Raw genomic sequence first — 20029 nt, 5'->3', positions numbered from 1 at the left:
CCTTATGCCTTGCTAGCCGGACGAACGATCACGTCACCACCCGCTGCGCCCGGAACGGCACCACGGATCGCGATCAGACCACGTTCGACATCGACCTTCACCACTTCCAGGTTCTGGGTGCTCTGCTGCACCGAACCCATGTGGCCGGACATCTTCTTACCCGGGAAAACGCGACCCGGGGTCTGGCGCTGGCCCAAGGAACCCGGCGCGCGATGCGACAGCGAGTTACCGTGGGTTGCATCGCCCATACGGAAGTTGTAGCGCTTGATGGTGCCCTGGAAGCCCTTACCCTTGGTGACACCCTGGACGTCGACCTTCTGGCCAACTTCAAAGATGTCCGCCTTGACTTCGCCACCAACGGCGAATTCGCCGAGCTGGGCGTCTTCAACGCGGAATTCCCACAGGCCACGACCGGCTTCGACCTTCGCCTTGGCGAAGTGACCGGCTTCCGGCTTGTTGACCAGGGCAGCGCGACGCGCGCCGACGGTCACCTGCACGGCGCTGTAGCCGTCGGCTTCGACGGTCTTGATCTGCGCGATGCGGTTCGGGGTAGCTTCAATCAGGGTCACCGGGATGGCCTGGCCATCTTCGGTGAACACGCGGCTCATGCCAGCCTTGCGGCCCACGAAGCCCAACGAATATTTCTTCGTCATGGTCGTAGTCCTCAGGTCAGCTTGATCTGAACGTCGACGCCGGCAGCCAGTTCGAGCTTCATGAGCGCGTCCACGGTCTTGTCGTTGGGGTCGACGATGTCGAGCACGCGCTTGTGCGTGCGGGTCTCGTACTGGTCACGCGCGTCCTTGTCGACGTGCGGGGAAACGAGAATGGTGTAACGCTCGATCTTGGTCGGCAGCGGGATCGGGCCACGCACTTGCGCGCCGGTCCGCTTTGCCGTTTCTACGATCTCGCTGGCCGAACGGTCGATCAGACGATGATCGAACGCCTTCAGCCGAATTCGGATCTTTTGGTCCGCCATGACGGTGGGTTCCTTCGTTAAAAGAGCGACGGACAAGGCCTCTGGGTTGCCTTGTCCCATGAATATCCTGAATGCAGACGCCGCACAGTCCTGCGCGGCGACAAGATCTTTCCATAGACCTCAAAAATCGAGGCAGACCGGTCTCCCGATCTGCCCAGACAAAAAGTATAGCGCGCATACAAAGCGCCCGTCAACAGGAGACCTATTGACAAAGCCTGAATGGCGCGACCCTTCCTGGTCTGGGGAACACGAGGAGCGTCCTGCGCCTCTTTTCCCGTTGTTGAACGCCCCGATGCCCTACCCAGGCAACATCGGGGCGCCGATTCTAGCAGATTACGCGATGATCTTGGAGACCACGCCGGCGCCGACGGTACGGCCGCCTTCGCGAATTGCGAAGCGCAGACCTTCGTCCATTGCCACCGGGTTGATCAGGGTGACAACCATCTTCACGTTGTCGCCCGGCATGACCATTTCCACGCCTTCCGGCAGCTCGACCGCACCGGTGATGTCGGTGGTACGGAAGTAGAACTGCGGACGGTAGCCCTTGAAGAACGGGGTGTGGCGGCCGCCTTCGTCCTTGGACAGGACGTAGACTTCGGCGTCGAACTGGGTGTGCGGCTTGATCGAACCCGGCTTGGCCAGGACCTGGCCACGCTCGACGTCGTCACGCTTGGTGCCGCGCAGCAGCAGACCGGCGTTGTCGCCTGCCTGACCCTGGTCGAGCAGCTTGCGGAACATTTCCACGCCGGTGACGGTGGTCTTCTGGACCGGACGGATACCGACGATTTCGATTTCTTCGCCGACCTTGATCACGCCGCGCTCGATACGACCGGTCACCACGGTGCCGCGGCCCGAGATCGAGAACACGTCTTCCACCGGCATCAGGAACGGCTTGTCGATGTCGCGTTCCGGGGTCGGGATCCAGCTGTCGAGAGCTTCGACCAGCTTGATCACGGCCGGCACGCCGATGTCGCTCTGGTCGCCTTCCAGCGCCAGACGGGCCGAACCCGCGATGATCGGGGTGTCGTCGCCCGGGAAGTCGTACTTGCTCAGCAGCTCGCGGACTTCCATTTCGACCAGTTCCAGCAGCTCGGCGTCGTCCACCATGTCGGCCTTGTTCAGGAACACGACGATGTACGGCACGCCGACCTGACGCGACAGCAGGATGTGCTCGCGGGTCTGCGGCATCGGGCCGTCAGCGGCCGAGCACACCAGGATCGCGCCGTCCATCTGGGCAGCACCGGTGATCATGTTCTTGACGTAGTCAGCATGGCCCGGGCAATCCACGTGGGCGTAATGACGCTCGGTGGATTCGTATTCGACGTGTGCGGTCGAGATCGTGATGCCACGTGCCTTTTCTTCCGGCGCGGCGTCGATCGCGGAGTAATCCTTGAACTCGCCACCGAAGCGCTCGGCACCGATCTTGGTCAGTGCGGCGGTCAGCGTGGTCTTGCCGTGATCGACGTGACCGATGGTGCCGACGTTGACGTGCGGCTTGGTGCGCTCGAACTTACCCTTTGCCATTGTTGTATACCTTGGATATCAGAAAAGAGGGAGGTAAAGACCTGAGCTTACGCTCAGGCCTTCTTGACCACGGCTTCGGCGATGTTGTTCGGCGCCGGCTCGTAGTGGTCGAATTCCATCGTGAACGTCGCACGACCCTGGGTCTGCGAACGCAGCGAGGTGGCATAACCGAACATTTCACCCAGCGGGATCATCGCGTTGATGATGCTGGCCGAACCGTCACCGGTGGTGCTGGAACCCTGCAGAACGCCACGACGACGGCTGACGTCGCCCATCACGTCACCCTGGTAATCCTCCGGGGTCACGATCTCGACCTTCATGATCGGCTCCAGCAGAACCGGCTTGGCCTTCGCGAAGCCCTGCTTGAAGGCCATCGAGGACGCCAGCTTGAACGCCATTTCCGAGGAGTCGACGTCGTGGTACGAGCCGAACACCAGCTTGACCTTGACGTCAACGACCGGGAAGCCAGCCAGCGGACCGCTGGTGATGGTTTCGCGCAGGCCCTTTTCGATCGACGGAATGAATTCCTTCGGAATCACGCCACCGGTGATGTCGTTGATGAACAGGAAGTCGTCCTTGATCATCGGCGCGATCTTCGGATCGGCACGGTCTTCAGCGGTGATCGGCGACAGCTCGATCACGACGTGACCGTACTGACCCTTACCACCGGACTGCTTGGCGTGCTTGTAGTCCGACTTGACGTCGGCCATCTGGATCGTTTCGCGGTAGGCCACCTGCGGCTTGCCGACGTTGGCTTCAACGTTGAACTCGCGCTTCATGCGGTCAACGATGATGTCCAGGTGCAGCTCACCCATGCCCGAGATGATGGTCTGGCCGGATTCTTCGTCGGTCTTGACGCGGAACGACGGATCTTCCTGAGCCAGACGGCCCAGCGCCAGACCCATCTTTTCCTGGTCGGACTTGGTCTTCGGTTCGACGGCCATCGAGATGACCGGCTCCGGGAACACCATGCGCTCCAGGATGATCGGGTGGTCCAGCGAGCACAGGGTATCGCCGGTGGTGGTGTCCTTCAGACCCACGGCCGCAGCGATGTCACCGGCCAGCACTTCCTTGATCTCTTCGCGATCGTTGGAGTGCATCTGCAGGATGCGACCGATGCGCTCCTTCTTGCCCTTGACCGAGTTCATCACCTGGTCGCCAGCGTTCAGCGTGCCCGAGTAGACACGGAAGAAGGTCAGCGCGCCCACGAACGGGTCGGTGATGATCTTGAAGGCCAGCGACGAGAACGGAGCCTTGTCGTCGGACTTGCGGCTCATCTCGATGGTTTCGTCGTCGACGTCGGTACCGGTCACGTCCGGCACGTCGATCGGCGACGGCAGCAGCTGCACCACGCCGTCCAGCATGGCCTGCACGCCCTTGTTCTTGAACGCCGAGCCGCAGTACATCGGCACGATGTCGGTCGCCAGGGTGCGCGCGCGCAGAGCGGAGATGATTTCAGCCTCGGTCAGCTCTTCGCCGCCCAGGTACTTTTCCATCAGCTCTTCGTTGGCTTCGGCAGCCGCTTCGATCATGTAGGTGCGGGCTTCTTCAGCCTCGTCCTTCATGTCAGCCGGGATGTCGTGGTATTCGAACTTCATGCCCTGCGAGGCTTCATCCCAATGGATGGCCTTCATCTTGAGCAGGTCGACCACGCCCTTGAAGCCTTCTTCAGCGCCGATCGGCAGCTGCATCGGCACGGCGACGGCACCCAGCTTGGCCTTCAGCTGGCCAACGACCTTGGTGAAGTTGGCACCGGTGCGGTCCATCTTGTTGACGAACGCGATGCGCGGCACCTTGTAACGGTTGGCCTGGCGCCACACGGTTTCCGACTGCGGCTGCACGCCACCGACGGCACACAGCACGAACACCGCACCGTCGAGCACGCGCAGCGAGCGCTCCACTTCGATGGTGAAGTCGACGTGCCCGGGGGTATCGATGATGTTGAAGCGGTGCTCCGGCAGGGACTTGTCCATGCCCTTCCAGAACGCGGTGGTGGCAGCGGACTGGATCGTGATGCCACGCTCCTGCTCCTGCTCCATCCAGTCCATGGTGGCAGCGCCGTCGTGCACTTCACCGATCTTGTGGCTCTTGCCGGTGTAGAACAGGATGCGCTCGGACGTGGTGGTCTTGCCGGCATCGATGTGGGCCATGATGCCGAAGTTACGGTAACGCTCGATGGGAGTGGTGCGGGCCACGGGAGCCTCTCAATTTCTTGGAATTCGGATGGCCGAACGCCGCCTTTCGGCGGCCTTCGGATTGGCGCAGCCCTTCTGGGGCCGCGAGGCAGCACCTCAATGGTGCTGCCGTGCCTGTTTTACAAGGCCGTCAAACTCACCAGCGGTAGTGGGCGAATGCCTTGTTGGCTTCGGCCATGCGGTGGGTTTCTTCGCGCTTCTTGATGGCGCCACCACGATTTTCCGAGGCGTCCAGCAGTTCGGCAGCCAGCTTCTTCGGCATGGTGTTTTCACCACGCTTACGAGCGGAGTCGATCAGCCAACGCATGGCCAGAGCCATCTTGCGCGACGAACGCACTTCGACCGGCACCTGGTAGGTCGCACCGCCGACGCGGCGGGACTTGACTTCGACCGACGGAGCCACGTTGTCCAGAGCCTTCTGCACCAGCTCGACGGAGTTCGGGTTCTTCTCACCGATCACGTCCATGGCGCCATAGACGATCTTTTCAGCGACCGACTTCTTGCCGCTCAGCATCACCATGTTGATGAAGCGCGCGATGGTTTCACTTCCGTGCTTGGGATCCGGCAGGACGGAGCGCTGCGGCGTATTACCTTTACGAGACATGTGTACTTTCCCTTAGCTCTTCGGACGCTTGGCGCCGTACTTGGAACGGCCCTGACGACGCTTGGCAACGCCGGAGGCGTCCAGCGAGCCACGCACGGTGTGGTAACGCACACCCGGCAGATCCTTGACGCGACCGCCGCGGATGAGGACCACGGAGTGCTCCTGCAGGTTGTGGCCTTCGCCACCGATGTAGCTGATGACCTCTTCCTGGTTGGTCAGGCGGACCTTGGCAACCTTGCGGAGCGCCGAGTTCGGCTTCTTCGGGGTAGTGGTGTACACGCGCGTGCAAACGCCACGGCGCTGGGGGCACTTATCAAGTGCCGGCGAGGCACTCTTGTAAGTGGTGGCCTGCCGCGGCTTGCGGACAAGCTGATTGATCGTCGCCATCAGTATGTTCTTCTGAGAGAGGCCAAGGAAAAAACTGGCCATGAATGCGGAAATGTGCGAGCAGGCCGGAAAATCTGGCCTGCTGAGACAGACGATTGTAGCAACCTGGCGAAAACGCAGTCAACCGCGCGCACGCCAAGCCAGCCCTGATCCTGGGCCGTTACAGGGGAGCCTTCTCCTTGCCCCCCGTTCAGGTTGTCAACCGACCCATGCGTGGGCCGGCCGGCATCCTACCCTATCGGTGGCGCGGACGCCACCGGCAGGAAGGTCAGGGAACCACCGGGGTGGTGCCCTGCCCCTTCGAATGTCGTCGGACCAGCGGTCCGCCGCTACGCGAAGGGCTTCGAATGTCGTCGGACCAGCGGTCCGCCGCTACGCGAAGGTGGTCCGGCCTTGCGGCCGGACCGGGTTTTTCATTCTTCGCCCACAGCCGGGTCGGTGTCGGTCGACTCGACCACGGCCACGGCCACCGGAGCGGCCTCGGCCACGACCGGGGTGCCGGCCAGGGTCTGCAGCTCCGAGTCGGTCAGGCCAGAGGCACCGCGACGACGCTGGGAGTGGTACGCCAGGCCGGTACCCGCCGGAATCAGGCGGCCGACGATGACGTTTTCCTTCAGGCCGCGCAGGTTGTCCGAGGTGCCGCGGACGGCAGCTTCGGTCAGCACGCGGGTGGTTTCCTGGAACGACGCGGCCGAGATGAACGACTCGGTGGCCAGCGACGCCTTGGTGATGCCCAGCAGGACCGGGTCGAAACGCGCGATCAGCTCGTTGCGGACGGTCAGGCGTGCATTTTCCTCGATGACGCGCTGGCGCTCGGCCTGCTCACCGTTGAGGAACTTGCTGCTGCCCTGGTCGGTGATTTCGACCTTGCGCAGCATCTGGCGGGTGATCACTTCAATGTGCTTGTCGTTGATCTTCACGCCCTGCAGGCGGTACACGTCCTGGATTTCCTTGACCAGGTAGGCGGCCAGCGGCTCGACGCCCAGCAGACGCAGGATGTCCTGCGGGCTCGGTTCGCCGTCCACGATGGTTTCGCCCTTGGTCACGTGCTCGCCTTCGAACACGATGACCTGACGGTACTTCGGAATCAGCTCTTCGTGTTCCGAACCATCGGTGTCCTTGATGATCAGGCGCTGCTTGCCCTTGGTGTCCTTGCCGAAGCTGATGATGCCCGAACGCTCGGCGAGGATCGCGGGATCCTTCGGCTTGCGTGCTTCGAACAGATCGGCCACGCGCGGCAGACCACCGGTGATGTCGCGGGTCTTGGACGCTTCCTGCGGGATCTTGGCGACCACGTCGCCCACGCCGACGGCGGCGCCGTCCTGCAGGTTGACGATGGAACGCGGCGGCAGCAGGTACTGGGCCGGCAGATCGGTGTTCGGGATGGTCAGGTCATTGCCCTTGCCGTCCACGATACGCACGATCGGACGCAGATCCTTGGCCTGCGAACCACGACGCTTCGGGTCGGTGATTTCGCGCGACGCCAGGCCGGTCAGTTCGTCGGTCTTCTCGATGACGGTGACGCCGTCGATGAAGTCGATGAAGCGGATGAAACCCGCCACTTCGGACACGATCGGGTGGTTATGCGGATCCCAGTTGGCCACGGTCTGGCCAGCCTTCACTGCATCGCCGTCCTTGGACGCGATCATCGAGCCGTACGGGAGCTTGTAACGCTCACGCTCACGGCCGTGCGCATCCAGCACCGAGATTTCGCCCGAGCGCGACACCGCCACCAGCGAACCATTGGCGTGCTCGACGGACTTCAGGTTGTTGAACTTCACCGAACCGGTGGTCTTCACCGTGATGTTGTCCACCGCAGCCGCACGCGATGCCGCACCACCGATGTGGAACGTACGCATGGTCAGCTGGGTACCCGGCTCACCGATCGACTGTGCGGCGATGACGCCCACCGCTTCACCGATGTTGACGATGTGGCCACGGGCCAGATCGCGGCCGTAGCAGCGACCGCAGACGCCGAACGCCGAGGCGCAGGAGATGGTCGAGCGCACCTTGATGCTCTGCACGCCGGCATCTTCCAGCTTGGCCACCCACTGTTCGTCCAGCAGGGTGTTGCGGGTCACGATCGGATCTTCATCGTTGCCCGGCAGGAACACGTCCTCGGCCACGACGCGACCCAGCACGCGCTCCTTCAACGGCTCCACAACGTCGCCGCCTTCCACGATCGGGGTCATGGTCAGGCCTTCGGTGGTACCGCAATCCACCTCGGTGATGACCACGTCCTGCGCCACGTCGACCAGACGACGGGTCAGGTAACCCGAGTTCGCCGTCTTCAGCGCGGTATCGGCCAGACCCTTACGGGCACCGTGGGTGGAGTTGAAGTACTCCTGCACGTTCAGGCCTTCACGGAAGTTCGCCTTGATGGGCGTTTCGATGATCGAGCCATCCGGACGGGCCATCAGGCCGCGCATACCGGCCAGCTGACGGATCTGCGCCTGCGAACCACGGGCACCGGAGTCCGCCATGATGTACAGCGAGTTCATCGACTTCTGGTCGATGGTCTCGCCCTTGGCGTTGACCACCTTCTCGGTACCGATGGTGTCCATCATCGCCTTGGCGATGCGTTCGTTGGTGCGCGACCAGATGTCGACCACCTTGTTGTAGCGCTCGCCGGCGGTGACCAGGCCCGACTGGTACTGCTCCTGGATTTCCAGCACTTCGGCTTCGGCCTCGGTGAGGATGCCGCGCTTCTCGTCCGGGATCAGCATGTCGTCGATACCGATCGACACGCCGGCGCGGGTTGCGTAGGCGAAGCCGGTGTACATCAGCTTGTCGGCGAACACGACCGTGTCCTTCAAGCCCAGCTGACGGTAGCTGGAGTTGATCAGGCGGCTGATGTTCTTCTTGGTCAACTCGACGTTGGCCAGGGCGAACGGCAGGCCTTCCGGCAGGATTTCAGCCAGCAGGGCGCGACCGATCGTGGTGTCCACGATCGAGGTCTTGTTCTGCTTGTCGCCGTTCTCGTCGGTCACCACCTCGGTGATGCGGACCTTGACCTTGGCGTGCAGTTCCACCACGCGGTTGTCATAGGCGCGCTTGACTTCGGCGATGTTGGCGAAGGCCATGCCCTCGCCCTTCTTGTTTTCCAGGGCGCGGGTCATGTAGTACAGACCCAGCACCACGTCCTGCGACGGCACGATGATCGGCTCGCCGTTGGCCGGCGACAGGATGTTGTTGGTCGACATCATCAGCGCACGCGCTTCCAGCTGGGCTTCCAGCGAGAGCGGCACGTGGACGGCCATCTGGTCACCGTCGAAGTCGGCGTTGAACGCGGTGCAGACCAGCGGGTGCAGCTGGATGGCCTTGCCTTCGATCAGCACCGGCTCGAACGCCTGGATGCCCAGACGGTGCAGGGTCGGCGCACGGTTCAGCATCACCGGGTGTTCGCGGATGACCTCTTCCAGGATGTCCCAGACTTCGGCTTCTTCGCGCTCAACCAGCTTCTTGGCGGCCTTGATGGTGGTGGCCAGGCCACGACGCTGCAGCTTGGCGAACACGAACGGCTTGAACAGTTCCAGCGCCATCTTCTTCGGCAGGCCGCACTGGTGCAGGCGCAGGTACGGACCGACCACGATGACCGAACGGCCCGAGTAGTCCACGCGCTTGCCCAGCAGGTTCTGACGGAAGCGACCCTGCTTGCCCTTGATCATGTCGGCCAGCGACTTCAGCGGGCGCTTGTTGGTGCCGGTGATGGCACGGCCGCGACGACCGTTGTCCAGCAGCGCATCGACCGATTCCTGCAGCATGCGCTTTTCATTGCGCACGATGATGTCCGGCGCGTTCAGCTCGAGCAGGCGGCGCAGGCGGTTGTTGCGGTTGATGACGCGGCGGTACAGGTCGTTCAGGTCGGAGGTCGCGAAGCGGCCACCGTCCAGCGGCACCAGCGGACGCAGGTCCGGCGGCAGCACCGGCAGCACGGTCATGACCATCCACTCCGGACGGTTGCCCGACTCGAGGAAGGCCTCGACCAGCTTGATGCGCTTGGTCAGTCGCTTCAGCTTGGTTTCCGAACCGGTGCTGGCGATTTCTTCGCGCAGGCGGGTCATTTCCGACTGCAGGTCGATGGTGCGCAGCAGCTCGTACACGGCCTCGGCGCCCATAGCGGCGTCGAAGTCGTCGCCGTGCTCCTGGCGCGCCTGCAGGTACTGTTCTTCGGTCAGCAGCTGGCGGCGCTCCAGGGCGGTCAGGCCCGGCTCGGTCACCACGTACGCTTCGAAGTACAGCACGCGCTCGATGTCACGCAGGGTCATGTCCAGCATCAGGCCGATGCGCGACGGCAGCGACTTGAGGAACCAGATGTGCGCGACCGGCGATGCCAGGTCGATGTGGCCCATGCGCTCGCGGCGCACCTTGGCCAGGGTGACTTCGGTGCCGCACTTTTCGCAGACGACGCCGCGGTGCTTCATGCGCTTGTACTTGCCGCACAGGCACTCGTAGTCCTTGACCGGCCCGAAGATGGCGGCGCAGAACAGGCCGTCACGCTCCGGCTTGAAGGTACGGTAGTTGATGGTTTCCGGCTTCTTCACTTCGCCGAAGGACCACGAACGGATCAGGTCCGGCGAGGCCAGCGCGATCTTGATCGCGTCGAAGTCCAGCGTCTGGCGCTGCTGGTTGAAGAGGTTCAGCAAGTCTTTCATGGTGTTTCTCCGAAAGGAGGAAATCTCGTGTCGATGGGGCTGTCAGGTCACATCCGGCGGCGCGGCTGCCGGGGCAGCCGCGCCTGCACGATCAGTTGCCGTCCAGTTCCATGTTGATGGCCAGCGAGCGGATTTCCTTCACGAGCACGTTGAAGGATTCCGGCATGCCCGCGACCATCTCGTGCTCACCGTCGACGATGTTCTTGTACATCTGGTTACGACCCTGCACGTCATCGGACTTCACCGTCAGCATTTCCTGCAGGGTGTAGGCCGCGCCGTAGGCTTCCAGCGCCCAGACTTCCATTTCACCGAAGCGCTGGCCGCCGAACTGCGCCTTGCCGCCCAGCGGCTGCTGGGTAACGAGCGAGTACGGACCGGTCGAACGGGCGTGCATCTTGTCGTCGACCAGGTGGTTCAGCTTCAGGTAGTGCATGTAGCCGACGGTGGTGTGGCGATCGAACGCCTCACCGGTGCGGCCGTCATACAGCTGGGTCTGGCCGCTCAGCGGCAGGTCGGCGAGTTCGAGCATGCGCTTGATCTCGGCCTCGGTCGCACCGTCGAACACCGGGGTGGCCATCGGCACGCCGTCGGTCAGGTTGTTGGCCAGACGCAGCAGTTCTTCATCGCTGAACTGCGACAGATCCACGTGGTTGGCGTGCTGGGTCTTGTCGTGGTTGTAGATGTCGTCCAGGAAGCTGCGCAGCTGGGTGATCGCGGCCTGCGCCTCGAGCATGCCCTGGATCTTGCGGCCCAGGCCCTTGGCGGCCCAACCCAGATGCACTTCCAGGATCTGCCCGATGTTCATACGCGAGGGCACGCCCAGCGGGTTCAGCACGATGTCCACGGTTTCGCCCGAGGCCATGTACGGCATGTCCTCGACCGGCACCACGTTGGAGACCACACCCTTGTTGCCGTGGCGGCCTGCCATCTTGTCGCCCGGCTGGATGCGGCGCTTCACGGCCAGGAACACCTTGACCATCTTCAGCACGCCCGGGGCAAGGTCGTCGCCCGCGGTGATCTTGCCGCGCTTGTCGGCGAAGCGACGCTCGAATTCCTTCTCGTGCGCCTGGATCTGCTTCTGTGCGCGTTCGATGGCTTCCGATGCGTCCTCGTCCTTCATGCGCAGCGCGAACCAGTCAGCCTTCTTCAGGCCGTCCAGGTAGGCGTCGGTGACGCTGTCGCCCTTCTTCAGGCCGGCGCCGCCGTTGACCACCTTGCCCACGATCTGCGAACGCAGACGGGCGTAGATGGCGCCTTCCAGGATGCGGAACTGGTCGTCGAAGTCCTTCTTGACGCGCTTGATCTCGCTTTCCTCGATCTGGCGCGCACGCTTGTCCTTCTCGATCCCGTCGCGGGTGAAGACCTGCACGTCGATGACGGTGCCGTCCATGCCCGGCGGCACGCGCAGCGAGCTGTCCTTAACGTCGGACGCCTTCTCGCCGAAGATCGCACGCAGCAGCTTCTCTTCCGGGGTCAGCTGGCTTTCGCCCTTCGGCGTGACCTTGCCGACCATGATGTCGCCGGCGCGCACTTCGGCACCGATGTACACCACGCCGGATTCGTCCAGGCGGTTCAGCGCCTGCTCGGACACGTTCGGGATGTCGGCGGAGATTTCCTCCGGCCCCAGCTTGGTGTCACGCGCAACGCAGGTCAGCTCTTCGATGTGGATCGTGGTGTAACGATCTTCTTCCACCACGCGCTCGGAGAGCAGGATGGAGTCTTCGAAGTTGTAGCCGTTCCACGGCATGAACGCGATCAGCATGTTCTGGCCCAGGGCCAGTTCGCCGATGTCGGTGGACGGACCGTCAGCCAGCACGTCGCCACGCGCCACCACGTTGCCCACTTCGACCAGCGGACGCTGGTTGATGCAGGTGTTCTGGTTGGAGCGGGTGTACTTGATCAGGTTGTAGATGTCCACGCCGGCGTCGGTCGCGTCGGTGATCTCCGACTCGTTGACCTTGACCACGATGCGGCCGGCGTCGATCTGCACGATCTCGCCGCCACGACGGGCGTTCACGGTCACACCCGAGTCGCGGGCCACGGCGCGTTCGATACCGGTACCCACCAGCGGCTTCTGCGCACGCAGGGTCGGCACGGCCTGGCGCTGCATGTTGGCGCCCATCAGTGCACGGTTGGCGTCATCGTGTTCCAGGAACGGAACCAGCGCGGCTGCGATCGACACGGTCTGCATCGGCGAGACGTCCATGAAGTGGACTTCCGCCGGCGGCTTCAGCAGCGACTCACCCTGGTAACGGCACGGCACGAACTGCTCGGTGAGCATGCTCTTGGCGTCGGTCAGGGCGTTGGCCTGTGCGATGACGTACTCGTTCTCTTCGATCGCCGACAGGAACTCGATCTCGTCGGAGACCTTGCCGTCGGACACCTTGCGGTACGGGGTTTCAAGGAAGCCGTACTGGTTGGTGCGGGCGTACACGGCCAGCGAGTTGATCAGGCCGATGTTCGGGCCTTCCGGCGTTTCGATGGTGCAGACGCGGCCGTAGTGGGTCGGGTGAACGTCGCGCACTTCGAAGCCGGCGCGTTCGCGGGTCAGACCGCCCGGGCCCAGTGCGGAGACGCGACGCTTGTGCGTCACTTCCGACAGCGGGTTGTTCTGATCCATGAACTGCGACAGCTGCGAGGAGCCGAAGAACTCCTTGATGGCAGCGGCGACCGGCTTGGCGTTGATCAGCTCCTGCGGGGTCAGGCCTTCGGACTCGGCCATCGACAGGCGCTCCTTGACCGCGCGCTCGACGCGGACCAGGCCCACGCGGAACACGTTCTCGGCCATTTCGCCGACCGAACGCACGCGACGGTTGCCCAGGTGATCGATGTCATCGACCACGCCGCGACCGTTGCGGATCTCGGTCAGAACCTTGATCACGTCCAGGATGTCGGAGCTGTCGCCGTGCTCGGCGACCAGGCGCTTGGACTCTTCGTCGTTGCGCTCGCCGAAGTACTTGCGGTCGTACAGCACGGCTTCGCCGGTGACTTCCTTGCGGCCGACACGGCGGTTGAACTTCATGCGGCCGACCGTGGACAGGTCGTAGCGCTCGAAGGTGAAGAACAGGTTGTGGAACAGGTTCTGCGCGGCATCCTTGGTCGGCGGCTCGCCCGGACGCATCATGCGGTAGATTTCGACCAGCGCTTCCAGCTGCGTCTTGGTCGGATCGATGCGCAGGGTGTTGGACAGGTACGGACCACGATCGAGATCGTTCACCCACAGGGTGCCCACGGCATCCACGCCAGCCTTGCGGAAGGCCTGCAGCTGCTCGTCGGTGATTTCGTCGTTGGCCTGGGCCAGCAGCTCACCGGTGTTGGCGTCGACGACGTCGTGCGACAGGATGCGGCCGACGATGTAGTCGTCCGGCACGGCCAGGGCGGCAATGCCCGAGGCTTCCAGCTGCTTGACGTGGCGCGCGGTGATGCGCTTGCCGGCTTCGACGATGACCTTGTCGCCGTCGGCCAGGTCGAAGTTCAGGGTTTCGCCGCGCAGACGCTCGGCGACCAGTTCGAGCTGCACGCCTTCATCGGGATTGATGTGGAACGTGTTGATCTCGAAGAACTCGGCCAGCATTTCTTCGTTGCTGTAGCCCAGCGCACGCAGCAGGATCGACACCGGCAGCTTGCGGCGACGGTCGATACGGGTGAACAGCGCGTCCTTCGGGTCGAACTCGAAGTCCAGCCAGGAGCCGCGGTAGGGGATGATGCGGGCGCTGTACAGCAGCTTGCCCGAGCTGTGGGTCTTGCCACGGTCGTGGTCGAAGAACACGCCCGGCGAACGGTGCAGCTGCGACACGATGACGCGCTCGGTACCGTTGACGATGAAGGTGCCGTTCTCGGTCATCAGCGGAATCTCGCCGAGATAGACCTCCTGCTCCTTCACGTACTTGATGGCCTTGGTGGACGACTCACGGTCGTAGATCACCAGGCGCACGGTCACGCGCAGCGGCGCGCCGTAGCTCATGCCACGCTGGCGGCACTCGCGCTCGTCGAACACGGGATCGCCGAGCTTGTAGCCGACGTACTCCAGGGCAGCGTTGCCGCTGTAGCTGGAAATCGGGAACACCGACTTCAGGGCCGCGTGCAGGCCGTGGTCCGTGCGCTTGGCCGGATCGACGTTTTCCTGCAGGAATTCACGGTAGGAATCCACCTGGATGGCGAGCAGGAACGGCACTTCGAGGATCGAGCGCTGCTTGCCGAAATCCTTGCGGATACGCTTCTTTTCGGTGAACGAATAAGACGTCATGAGGTATCACCTTGGCTGTGCGGATCGTGCGTCCACGACCCGAAGGGAAACTGAAATTGTCAGTTGGAAGTCGCTGGTATTGCCGGCACCAGCACGCCTTCTCCCGCTACTTCCAACTGCCAACTCGTCTGCATCCACTACCCTGCCCGCGCGCCTGGGCGCTGCTGTGGCGGGGCATGACCGCAGCCCGTGTTGGGCTAGTTACATCCGGTATTGCGTGAAACGACCAAAGGCCGGGGGCTTACGCCCCCAGCCTTGGCTGCATCGCCGTGATTCGATGGCGAGGCAAGGAACTGCTTACTTGACTTCGACAGTCGCGCCAGCAGCTTCCAGGTCCTTCTTGAACTTGGCAGCGTCGTCCTTCGAAGCGGCTTCCTTGATCATGCCGCCGGCTTCAGCCAGGTCCTTCGCTTCCTTCAGGCCCAGGCCGGTGATGGCGCGGACAGCCTTAATGACTTCGACCTTCTTGTCGCCGGCCGACTTCAGGATGACGTCGAACTCGGTCTGCTCTTCGACGGCAGCAGCCGGGCCAGCGGCAGCAGCCACGGCGACCGGAGCAGCGGCGGAGACGCCGAACTTCTCTTCGATGGCCTTGACCAGCTCCATCACTTCCATCAGGGACTTCTCGGCGATGGCGTCGACGATCTGTTCGTTGGTAAGGGACATTTTGATTACCTTTGGATAATTTTCTGGGTTGAGGTTCCGTTCGGAACCACGGAAACGTCGACTCAGGCGGTCTCGGCGACCGGTTCAGCAGCGTCAGCGGTTTCACCGCCATTCTGCTTGTCACCGATGGCCTTGATGGCGCGGGCGAACATCGTGACCGGCTCGGTCAGGACGCGGGCCAGCATGGCCAGGGCCTGATCGCGGGTCGGCAGCGATGCCAGCACGTCAACGTGGCTAGCCGGGAACACTTCACCACCAATCGAAACGACCTTAGCCTTGAGCTTGTCGTTGGTCTTGGCGGCTTCCTTGATCAGGCGACCGGCAGCGCCGGGCTCCTCGAGCGAGAACGCATACAGCAGCGGACCAACCAGCTTGTCCTGTGCCACTGCGAACTCGGTGCCTTCAACGGCACGCGAAGCCAGGGTGTTCTTGACAACTTTCAAGAAAACGCCGGTTTCGCGAGCCTGCTTGCGCATCGCGGTCATCTGAGCGACCGTGGTGCCAGCGTATTCGGCTGCGATCAAGGAGTGGGCCTTGGCGGCGACGTCTGCCAGCTCGGCGACTACTTCTTGCTTCTGGGACAGATTGAGAGCCATTGCACTCCTCCAATTGAACTCCGCTTACGGCTCCTGCCGTGTGCGGTCCTGGGCGGCATCCCTCCTGGACGCCGGGAACATCGGGACGATGTTCCAAGGGTGGGCCGTTCTAGACCTGGATGGCCAACCTGGGAGAACCCAGACGTGCGTAAACCAGAAAAACTCCAGAAGGGCACCATCTACGCAGGGTGATTCCCGGGGGAATCGATTAAGCGATCGGTACTGCGCCGGCGGCGACTCCCTGCCAATGCGAGCATCCCTGCCCGTCGCCGGTGTGCAACGACCGCGCCTGCGGTCTTTGACGGCTATCGTCGCGGGCGTGCCCGCTCGGATTGCCTTCAAATGTCACGGGTACGCGACCGGAGCCGCGTACCCGCTTGAAACGATTACTTCAGGGTCAGCGACGACTGGTCGACGGTGACGCCCGGGCCCATCGTCGAGCTGACCGAAACCTTCTGCAGGTAGGTGCCCTTCGAGGTAGCCGGCTTGGCCTTGATCAGGTCCATCAGCAGCGCCTGCAGGTTCGACTTCAGCGCGTCTTCGGCGAAGTCGGCCTTGCCGATGGTGCAGTGGATGATGCCGGCCTTGTCGGTGCGGTAACGCACCTGACCCGACTTGGCATTCTTGACGGCTTCGCCCGGGTTGGCCGACACGGTGCCGACCTTCGGGTTCGGCATCAGGCCGCGCGGGCCGAGCACGGTGCCCAGCTTACCCACGACGCGCATGGCGTCCGGGGTCGCGATCACGACGTCGTAGTTCAGATCGCCGGCCTGCATCTTCTCGGCCAGGTCGTCCATACCGACGGCTTCGGCGCCAGCGGCCAGGGCTTCGTCAGCCTTGGCACCGGCCGGGGCGAAGACGGCAACGCGCACGCTCTTGCCGGTACCGGCCGGCAGCACGGTGGAACCGCGCACCTGCTGGTCGGACTTCTTGGCGTCCACGCCCAGGCGCACAGCAACGTCGAAGGACTCGACGAACTTGGCCTTGGTAGCGGTCTTCAGGATCTTGATCGCGTCCTCGAAGGCATATGCCTTACCCGGGACGACGGCGGCCTTGATGGCCTTCTCACGCTTGGTCTGTGCCATCTTCTTAACCCTCCACCACGAGGCCCATGGAACGGGCAGAACCGGCAATCGTGCGCACCGCGGCGTCCAGGTCGGCGGCCGTCAGGTCGGCTTCCTTGGTCTTGGCGATTTCTTCCAGCTGCTTACGGGTCACCTTGCCCACCTTGTCGGTGTTCGGGCGCTTGGAGCCCGAGGAGATGCCAGCAGCCTTCTTGAGCAGCACGGCAGCCGGGGTGCTCTTGGTGATGAAGGTGAAGGTACGGTCCGAATAGGCCGTGATGATCACCGGGACCGGCAGACCCGGCTCCAGCTTCTGCGTGGCGGCATTGAAGGCCTTGCAGAATTCCATGATGTTCAGGCCGCGCTGACCCAGCGCAGGACCGACCGGCGGCGAGGGGTTGGCCTGACCGGCCTTCACCTGCAGCTTGATATAACCGACAACTTTCTTTGCCATGTGAGTACTCTCCGGGTGCTAGCGCCTTGCGACAACAGGCTCCCCATCGGACCGGGAATCACGCGTCCCGGCATCGCGTTTTGAATTCACGCAGAAGGCCACCTTGCGGCGGCCCTTGCTTTTGCCAGCTTCCTGGCAGGAAGCCGCGCACTATATCAGGTTTTCGAACGGGTGTCTGAATGCGGCCGGGCAAAGGCCGGCCCTGCGTGGCAGTGCAGCCGGGCAGCGCCCGGCTCTACGGCTGCGGGATCCGGGGACCCCGCCATTCAGTCCGGGGGTCAGACGGCCTTTTCGACCTGGCCGAACTCGAGCTCGACCGGCGTGGCGCGACCGAAGATCAGCACCGAGACGCGCAGACGGCTCTTCTCGTAGTTGACCTCTTCGACAACGCCATTGAAGTCGTTGAACGGACCCTCGGTGACGCGGACCATCTGGCCCGGCTCGAACAGCACCTTCGGACGGGGCTTTTCCACACCTTCCTGAACGCGGTCCAGGATGGCGGCAGCCTCTTCATCACGGATCGGCAGCGGACGATCGGCGGTGCCGCCGATGAAGCCCATCACCTTGGAGGTGTCCTTCACCAGATGCCAACTTTCGTTGTCGATGCGCGGGATACCGTTTTCTTCGTGGGTCTCGATCTGGACCAGCACGTAACCCGGGAAGAACTTGCGCTCGGAACGGCGCTTCTGGCCGGAGCGCATTTCGACCACTTCCTCGGTCGGGACCAGGACGTCACCGAAGCGCTCCTGCATCTCGTCACGCACGATGCGATCGCGCAGAGCCTGCGCCACCGACTTTTCGAAGCCCGAATAGGCGTGAACGACGTACCAACGCTTCACTGGTTTCTCCTTATCGACCCAGGAACCACTGGGTCGCTTTCTGAATCAGGAAATCAAATCCGCCCAGCAGCAGGCTGAGGATGATCACGACAACGACCACCACCCAGGTCATGCGAATGGCTTCCTGGCGCGTCGGCCAGACCACCTTGCGCAGTTCGAAACGCGATTCGGAAAGGAATTCACGCGTGTCGCGACCCTTGCCGGTCAGCAGGAACACGCCAAGGCCGGCCACCAGGCCAACCACAACGGCCAGACCGCGAAGCGGACCGGCCCATGCACTCTGGGAAGCATGCTCGGGAGCACCGAACCAGAACCAAGCAAAAAGACCCGCGACAACCAGGATGGCTGCAACGGCGTACTTGACGATATCACCCCCGGTGGAGGCGGTGTCTTTGGAATGCTCGATCTTGCTGTTCATCCGGCTCTGGCTACAGTGGCGGCATGGCCGCTGGAAGGGAGAAGTGGCACGCCAGGAGGGACTCGAACCCCCAACCTGCGGTTTTGGAGACCGCTGCTCTGCCAATTGAGCTACTGGCGTACTGAAAAACTGCCTTCCCTTAGACGGCGAAGGCGGACCGAGGTTCCCGGCCCGCCATTCGCGAGACCGGCGGAGCTATGCAACCGCCGGTATTACGAAATTACGCGATGATCTTGGAGACCACGCCGGCGCCGACGGTACGGCCGCCTTCGCGAATTGCGAAGCGCAGACCTTCGTCCATTGCCACCGGGTTGATCAGGGTGACAACCATCTTCACGTTGTCGCCCGGCATGACCATTTCCACGCCTTCCGGCAGCTCGACCGCACCGGTGATGTCGGTGGTACGGAAGTAGAACTGCGGACGGTAGCCCTTGAAGAACGGGGTGTGGCGGCCGCCTTCGTCCTTGGACAGGACGTAGACTTCGGCGTCGAACTGGGTGTGCGGCTTGATCGAACCCGGCTTGGCCAGGACCTGGCCACGCTCGACGTCGTCACGCTTGGTGCCGCGCAGCAGCAGACCGGCGTTGTCGCCTGCCTGACCCTGGTCGAGCAGCTTGCGGAACATTTCCACGCCGGTGACGGTGGTCTTCTGGACCGGACGGATACCGACGATTTCGATTTCTTCGCCGACCTTGATCACGCCGCGCTCGATACGACCGGTCACCACGGTGCCGCGGCCCGAGATCGAGAACACGTCTTCCACCGGCATCAGGAACGGCTTGTCGATGTCGCGTTCCGGGGTCGGGATCCAGCTGTCGAGAGCTTCGACCAGCTTGATCACGGCCGGCACGCCGATGTCGCTCTGGTCGCCTTCCAGCGCCAGACGGGCCGAACCCGCGATGATCGGGGTGTCGTCGCCCGGGAAGTCGTACTTGCTCAGCAGCTCGCGGACTTCCATTTCGACCAGTTCCAGCAGCTCGGCGTCGTCCACCATGTCGGCCTTGTTCAGGAACACGACGATGTACGGCACGCCGACCTGACGCGACAGCAGGATGTGCTCGCGGGTCTGCGGCATCGGGCCGTCAGCGGCCGAGCACACCAGGATCGCGCCGTCCATCTGGGCAGCACCGGTGATCATGTTCTTGACGTAGTCAGCATGGCCCGGGCAATCCACGTGGGCGTAATGACGCTCGGTGGATTCGTATTCGACGTGTGCGGTCGAGATCGTGATGCCACGTGCCTTTTCTTCCGGCGCGGCGTCGATCGCGGAGTAATCCTTGAACTCGCCACCGAAGCGCTCGGCACCGATCTTGGTCAGTGCGGCGGTCAGCGTGGTCTTGCCGTGATCGACGTGACCGATGGTGCCGACGTTGACGTGCGGCTTGGTGCGCTCGAACTTACCCTT

15 protein-coding genes and 1 tRNA gene are annotated in these 20029 nt (G+C 63.0%); all 16 read right to left on the bottom strand.

All coding sequences use genetic code 11. The features are described from left to right. Nucleotides 1-2: 2 nt before the first annotated feature. Nucleotides 3-653 carry a 50S ribosomal protein L3 gene (rplC, locus tag ACO6VK_RS18205; RefSeq protein ID WP_411850013.1) on the bottom strand — a complete coding sequence of 217 codons (651 nt, stop codon included), beginning with the start codon at nucleotides 651-653 and terminating at the stop codon, nucleotides 3-5. Between the two features lie 11 nt (nucleotides 654-664). Beyond that, entirely contained in the window at nucleotides 665-976 is a 312-nt protein-coding gene (gene rpsJ / locus ACO6VK_RS18200) for a 30S ribosomal protein S10 (protein ID WP_010341589.1), read from the bottom strand. A gap of 333 nt (nucleotides 977-1309) precedes the next feature. Further along, on the bottom strand, nucleotides 1310-2500 hold the full coding sequence (gene tuf, locus ACO6VK_RS18195) for an elongation factor Tu (RefSeq protein WP_411850006.1): 1191 nt from the start codon (nucleotides 2498-2500) through the stop codon (nucleotides 1310-1312). A 53-nt stretch (nucleotides 2501-2553) separates the two neighbouring features. Next, nucleotides 2554-4695: an elongation factor G gene (fusA, locus tag ACO6VK_RS18190; RefSeq protein ID WP_422509609.1), complete on the bottom strand. Its 2142-nt coding sequence runs from the start codon at nucleotides 4693-4695 to the stop codon at nucleotides 2554-2556. 136 nt (nucleotides 4696-4831) lie between these two features. Beyond that, nucleotides 4832-5299, bottom strand: a complete 468-nt coding sequence (gene rpsG, locus ACO6VK_RS18185; protein WP_017356009.1) for a 30S ribosomal protein S7 — start codon at nucleotides 5297-5299, stop codon at nucleotides 4832-4834. A gap of 12 nt (nucleotides 5300-5311) precedes the next feature. After that, on the bottom strand, nucleotides 5312-5686 hold the full coding sequence (gene rpsL / locus ACO6VK_RS18180) for a 30S ribosomal protein S12 (RefSeq protein WP_017356008.1): 375 nt from the start codon (nucleotides 5684-5686) through the stop codon (nucleotides 5312-5314). A 413-nt stretch (nucleotides 5687-6099) separates the two neighbouring features. Next, a complete protein-coding gene (gene rpoC, locus ACO6VK_RS18175; protein ID WP_422509606.1) occupies nucleotides 6100-10341 on the bottom strand; it encodes a DNA-directed RNA polymerase subunit beta' in 4242 nt (1413 codons plus the stop codon). 91 nt (nucleotides 10342-10432) lie between these two features. After that, nucleotides 10433-14587, bottom strand: a complete 4155-nt coding sequence (gene rpoB, locus ACO6VK_RS18170) for a DNA-directed RNA polymerase subunit beta (RefSeq protein ID WP_422509604.1) — start codon at nucleotides 14585-14587, stop codon at nucleotides 10433-10435. Between the two features lie 297 nt (nucleotides 14588-14884). Further along, nucleotides 14885-15253, bottom strand: coding sequence for a 50S ribosomal protein L7/L12 (gene rplL / locus ACO6VK_RS18165; RefSeq protein WP_411850009.1), 369 nt, complete (start codon nucleotides 15251-15253; stop codon nucleotides 14885-14887). A gap of 62 nt (nucleotides 15254-15315) precedes the next feature. Further along, nucleotides 15316-15849, bottom strand: coding sequence for a 50S ribosomal protein L10 (gene rplJ / locus ACO6VK_RS18160; RefSeq protein WP_017356004.1), 534 nt, complete (start codon nucleotides 15847-15849; stop codon nucleotides 15316-15318). A gap of 386 nt (nucleotides 15850-16235) precedes the next feature. Continuing rightward, nucleotides 16236-16934 (bottom strand): 50S ribosomal protein L1, encoded by a 699-nt coding sequence (gene rplA, locus ACO6VK_RS18155; RefSeq protein ID WP_017356003.1) that lies wholly within the window; start codon nucleotides 16932-16934, stop codon nucleotides 16236-16238. A gap of 4 nt (nucleotides 16935-16938) precedes the next feature. Further along, entirely contained in the window at nucleotides 16939-17367 is a 429-nt protein-coding gene (gene rplK, locus ACO6VK_RS18150) for a 50S ribosomal protein L11 (protein WP_017356002.1), read from the bottom strand. A gap of 278 nt (nucleotides 17368-17645) precedes the next feature. After that, nucleotides 17646-18206: a transcription termination/antitermination protein NusG gene (gene nusG / locus ACO6VK_RS18145; RefSeq protein ID WP_017356001.1), complete on the bottom strand. Its 561-nt coding sequence runs from the start codon at nucleotides 18204-18206 to the stop codon at nucleotides 17646-17648. A 10-nt stretch (nucleotides 18207-18216) separates the two neighbouring features. Beyond that, nucleotides 18217-18624: a preprotein translocase subunit SecE gene (secE, locus tag ACO6VK_RS18140; RefSeq protein WP_422509600.1), complete on the bottom strand. Its 408-nt coding sequence runs from the start codon at nucleotides 18622-18624 to the stop codon at nucleotides 18217-18219. 44 nt (nucleotides 18625-18668) lie between these two features. Beyond that, nucleotides 18669-18744: transfer RNA gene (locus ACO6VK_RS18135), tRNA-Trp, on the bottom strand. A gap of 100 nt (nucleotides 18745-18844) precedes the next feature. Beyond that, a partial coding sequence (gene tuf / locus ACO6VK_RS18130; protein WP_422509598.1) for an elongation factor Tu occupies nucleotides 18845-20029 on the bottom strand: 1185 nt, incomplete at its 5' end.

The sequence above is a fragment of the Stenotrophomonas sp. GZD-301 genome (assembly GCF_049310345.1).
Taxonomy (GTDB): domain Bacteria; phylum Pseudomonadota; class Gammaproteobacteria; order Xanthomonadales; family Xanthomonadaceae; genus Stenotrophomonas.
This window is presented reverse-complemented; position numbering and strand designations above follow the sequence as displayed.

Bases quoted from the DNA above. Each gene is read 5' to 3' on its own strand.
- rplA (WP_017356003.1), bottom strand. From the start codon at position 16,934: ATGGCACAGACCAAGCGTGAGAAGGCCATCAAGGCCGCCGTCGTCCCG.
- tuf (WP_411850006.1), bottom strand. From the start codon at position 2,500: ATGGCAAAGGGTAAGTTCGAGCGCACCAAGCCGCACGTCAACGTCGGC.
- rpsG (WP_017356009.1), bottom strand. From the start codon at position 5,299: ATGTCTCGTAAAGGTAATACGCCGCAGCGCTCCGTCCTGCCGGATCCC.
- secE (WP_422509600.1), bottom strand. From the start codon at position 18,624: ATGAACAGCAAGATCGAGCATTCCAAAGACACCGCCTCCACCGGGGGT.
- rpoC (WP_422509606.1), bottom strand. From the start codon at position 10,341: ATGAAAGACTTGCTGAACCTCTTCAACCAGCAGCGCCAGACGCTGGAC.
- rplL (WP_411850009.1), bottom strand. From the start codon at position 15,253: ATGTCCCTTACCAACGAACAGATCGTCGACGCCATCGCCGAGAAGTCC.
- rplJ (WP_017356004.1), bottom strand. From the start codon at position 15,849: ATGGCTCTCAATCTGTCCCAGAAGCAAGAAGTAGTCGCCGAGCTGGCA.
- rpsJ (WP_010341589.1), bottom strand. From the start codon at position 976: ATGGCGGACCAAAAGATCCGAATTCGGCTGAAGGCGTTCGATCATCGT.
- rplK (WP_017356002.1), bottom strand. From the start codon at position 17,367: ATGGCAAAGAAAGTTGTCGGTTATATCAAGCTGCAGGTGAAGGCCGGT.
- rpoB (WP_422509604.1), bottom strand. From the start codon at position 14,587: ATGACGTCTTATTCGTTCACCGAAAAGAAGCGTATCCGCAAGGATTTC.
- rplC (WP_411850013.1), bottom strand. From the start codon at position 653: ATGACGAAGAAATATTCGTTGGGCTTCGTGGGCCGCAAGGCTGGCATG.
- rpsL (WP_017356008.1), bottom strand. From the start codon at position 5,686: ATGGCGACGATCAATCAGCTTGTCCGCAAGCCGCGGCAGGCCACCACT.